The organism is Streptomyces nanshensis, from assembly GCF_001751255.1.
In the GTDB taxonomy this organism is placed as follows: Bacteria; Actinomycetota; Actinomycetes; order Streptomycetales; family Streptomycetaceae; genus Streptomyces; species Streptomyces nanshensis_A.
On the sequence record NZ_LJGW01000630.1, the window covers coordinates 1 to 4,073 of the forward strand.

Consider the following 4,073-nt stretch of genomic DNA (forward strand, 5'->3'; position numbering starts at 1 on the left):
CCCCCGCCGCGACCGCGGCACCGGGCGGCGCGGCCTCCGCCGGCACCTCCGTCAGCGTCCCCGTCACGCTCTCCTTCACCGCCGCCACCAACGGCGCGGCCACGCTCGCCCCCGGCGGCGACCGGCTCGTGGCCGAGGTGCAGAACGTCCTGTGGTCCGTGCCCCGCGGCGGCGGCCGCGCCGAACCGCTGACCGGTCCCGAACTGGAGCCCACCCGCCCCGAGTTCGCCCCCGACGGCCGCCGGATCGCCGTCTGCGCCTACCAGGGCGGCGGATTCCACATCTGGACGCTGCGCCCCGACGGCTCCGGCCTCCGGCAGCGCACCGACGGACCCTTCGACGACCGCGGCCCGTCCTGGTCGCCCGACGGCACCCGCATCGCCTTCTCCTCCGAGCGCGGCGGCGACCCCGTCACCGGCAGCCCGTACCGCATCTGGGTCCTCGACGTCCGTACGGACGAACTCACCCGGCTCACCGGCCTCCTTGGCCAGGACGGCCCCGAACAGGACGGCGCCTGGGAGGACTTCGACCCGGCCTGGTCGCCCGACGGCAGACGGGTGCTGTTCGTGCGCGGCACCCCCGTCGACGGCGAGAACGGTCCGGTGCTGCGCTCGCGCACCGTCGCCTCCGTCGCGGCAGACGGCACCGGCACGGTACGTACGGAGTACACCGGCGACGCGGACGCCGACCTCATGACCCCGGCCGTATCGCCCGCCGGGCGGCTCGCGCTGCTGCGCACCACACCCGCGCCCGCCGCCTCCTGCACGCTGCTGGTGGACGGCGAAGAGCTGGCCGTGGACGGCGAGTTGGCGCCGGTGCCGCCCCGCTGGACCTCCGCGGAGGAGCTGCTGCTCACCGTCGACGGACGGTTCAGCGTGGTGCGTACGTCCGCGCCGAAGGACGCCGAGCGCATCCCGTTCACCGCCGCGTCGCACGTCGAACGGCCCCGCTACCGCGTCAAGGACTACGGCTTCGAACCCGGCGGCGGTCGCCGTCCCGTCAAGGCCGTACATCTGCCCGCGCTCTCCCCCGACGGCCCCCGGGTCGCCTTCGCCGCGCTCAACTCGCTCTGGGTGGCGCCGGTTTCGGGCCTCAGCCGGCCCCGCGAGGTCGTCGCGGGCCGCCCCACGCGCTATCCGCTCGCCCCCGCCTGGACACCGGACGGGCACGGCCTGGTCTACTCCGACGACCGCGACGGACTCCTCGCCGTGCGCCGCCACGATCTGCGCACCGGCGCGGACACCCGGCTCGCCGGCGGCGGACGGGTCTTCCCCGCGCTCTCCCCGGACGGCACCCGTCTCGCGTACCTCGACATGGAGGGCAACCTCCTCGTACGCGACCTCGAAGAGGATCAGGGGAACGGCAGGCAGGGCGGGCGTGACCGCGTCGGCGAGCGCGTGCTGGCCGCGCCGCTGGGCGCCGCCGGGCTGCCCGGCAGGCCGAGCTGGTCGCCCGACGGCCGGTATCTCGCGCTGTGCGACCGCAACCGCCTCAACCAGCGCTTCCGCGAGGGCTACAACGTCATCCGCGTCGTCGACTCCCGCAGCGGCGCGGACACGCTGCACTCCCTCGCCCCGCACGCCTCGCTCTCCGACCGCTACGACAGCGGCCCCGTCTGGTCGCCCGACGGCGAACACCTCGCCGTCGTCAGCGAGTCCGCGCTGTGGCTGCTGCCCGTACGGCCCGACGGCACACCCCGCGGCGAGCCGCGGCGGCTGACCCGCGAGAGCGCCGACCACCCCTCCTGGCGCGGCGATTCGGGCGCGCTGCTGTATCTGTCGGCGGGGCGGCTGCGGCTGCTCGACGTGCGCGGCGGCGGTGTACGCACCGTCCCGCTGCGCCTGGGCCACCGGCCGCCGCGGGCACGCGACACCGTCGTACGGGCCGGGCGGCTGTGGGACGGCACCGGCGAGGAGGTCCGCGAGGACGTCGACGTGGTGGTACGCGGCGGACGGGTACGGGCCGTCCTCCCGCACCGCGCGGGCCGAGCCGCCGCCCGCCGGGTCGACGCGGAGCGGCTGACGGTGCTGCCGGGTCTGTGGGACTCCCACACCCACCCCTGGCAGAGCACCTACGGCGCCCGGCAGACCGCCACCCAGCTCGCGTACGGCATCACTACGGCCGTCTCCCTCGGCGGCTTCGCCTACGAACAGGCCCGTATCCGCGAGGCGGTGGCGGCCGGTGTGCTGGCCGGGCCGCGGCTGCTGGCGACCGGCGAACTCCTCGACGGGGCACGCGTCGCCTACAGCATGGGCCGCCCGCACCGCACCCGCGCAGGACTGCGCCGCTCCCTCGAACGCGCCGAAGGACTCGGCTGGGACTTCGTCAAGACGTATGTACGGGCACCGGGCTGGATCATGGCGGAGGCGGCACGCTTCGCGCACGAACGGCTCGGCGTCCGCGCCGGAAGCCATCTGTGCACCCCCGGAATCCAGCTCGGCGGCGACCTGACGACGCATCTCCAGGCCACGCAGCGCCTGGAGTTCGGGCATGCGACGACCGCGACAGGACGCGCCTACCAGGACGTCGAGGAGATCTACACCGCGCACGGCGCCCGCTTCCACCTCATCGCCACGCCGTTCACCGCGGCGCCGCTGCTGGGCGCCGACCCCGACCTCGCGGAGGATCCGCGGGTGACACGGCTGATGCCCCCGTGGGACACCGGAGCCGTACGGGAGCTGGCCGCCTCCCCGCCGACGGGTGCCCAACTGGCCACGCTGGCACGGGAGACGGCGGTCTACCGGCGGGTGCTGGAGGGCGGCGGATCCATCGCGCTCGGCACCGACCAGCCCCTCGTACCGGTCGGACTCCACCTCCACCTCGCGCTGCGCGCCCTGCACCGCGGTGGCCTCTCCGCGGCGGCGGCACTGCGCACCGCGACGGCCGTGCCCGCGCGGGTCTTCGGCGCGGAAGCGGATCTGGGCACCGTCGAGGAGGGCAAGCTCGCCGATCTCACGTTCGTCGACGGCGATCCCTTCACCGACTTCGACGACCTCGTACGGACGGTGAAGGTGCTGCGCGGCGGCCAACTCTTCGAGACCGCCGAGCTGACGGAGTCCTTCCCGGAGGGCGCCGGTACGGCTGCGGCCGGCGGCACGGACGCAGCGGACGGGCCGGACGGTGCGCAGGAGGACATGGCCGCCGTCTGGCGGCGCGTGAGCCGCCAGCTTCGCCGGGAGGGCTGCTGCGACATGGGCGCCTGAACGCCCCCGGCCCCCGCCGGTCGTTCCCGCCGGGCCGCCCCCGGCGGGCCCGGCACGGACCGGGAAGGTTGACTGGGGGAGTGGACTGCATCTTCTGCGACATCGTCGCTGGCCGCCGCGAGAGCCACCGCGTCCACGAGGACGAGGACGTGGTGGCGTTCCTCGACGCGCGGCCGCTCTTCCCCGGGCACACCCTCGTCGTGCCGCGCGCGCACCACGAGACGCTGACCGATCTGCCCGCCGCGGACGTCGGCCCGTTCTTCACCCGGGTACGGCGGATCACCGCTGCCGTGGAGGCCGGAATGGAGGCCGCCGGTTCCTTCGTCGCCGAGAACAACCGGGTCAGCCAGTCCGTGCCGCACCTCCATGTGCACGTCGTCCCGCGCAACCGCAAGGACGGGCTGCGCGGCTTCTTCTGGCCGCGCAGCCGGTACGGCAGCGAGGAGGAGGCCGCGGCCGTCGCGGCACGGGTGCGCGCCGCGCTCCCGGACTGAGCCGGCGTACGGACCGGGAGGGGGCGGTCGTCCCCTCGTACGCCGACTCGCCCTCGCCCCGCGTCACTTGGCGTCCGCGTAGCACTCCACGACGGACGTGCTGAAGGCGAACCGCACCGGCGTCTCGCCGAACGCCGCCCGCCCCGCGCGCTCGCCGGCCTCCGCCACGGCGGCGGCGACCCGCTCCGCCTCCTCCGCGGGACAGTGCACGATCACCTCGTCGTGCTGGAAGAAGACCAGCTCCGCGTCCGAGCCCGCCAGCTCCTGGCGGAGCGCGGCGAGCATCAGCACCGCCCAGTCGGCCGCGCTGCCCTGCACCACGAAGTTCCGTGTGAAGCGGCCCCGCGCACGCGCCGCGGCCGTACCGCGCACGGCA

The 4,073-nt window shown here is 75.3% G+C and carries 3 protein-coding genes; 2 read left to right on the top strand and 1 reads right to left on the bottom strand.

The window, feature by feature from the left end; translation table 11 throughout:
* Together AN218_RS30500 and AN218_RS30505 are read left to right on the top strand one after the other, a co-directional pair.
* Nucleotides 1-3,203, top strand: a 3,203-nt coding sequence (locus AN218_RS30500) for an amidohydrolase family protein (protein WP_070020274.1), incomplete at its 5' end; no start/stop codon positions are given.
* 80 nt (nt 3,204-3,283) lie between these two features.
* Nucleotides 3,284-3,697, top strand: coding sequence for an HIT family protein (locus AN218_RS30505; RefSeq protein ID WP_070020276.1), 414 nt, complete (start codon nt 3,284-3,286; stop codon nt 3,695-3,697).
* A 63-nt stretch (nt 3,698-3,760) separates the two neighbouring features.
* Here the strand turns inward: AN218_RS30505 and AN218_RS30510 are convergent.
* The coding region (locus tag AN218_RS30510) for a DNA polymerase (RefSeq protein ID WP_244900844.1) at nt 3,761-4,073 on the bottom strand (313 nt) is incomplete at its 5' end.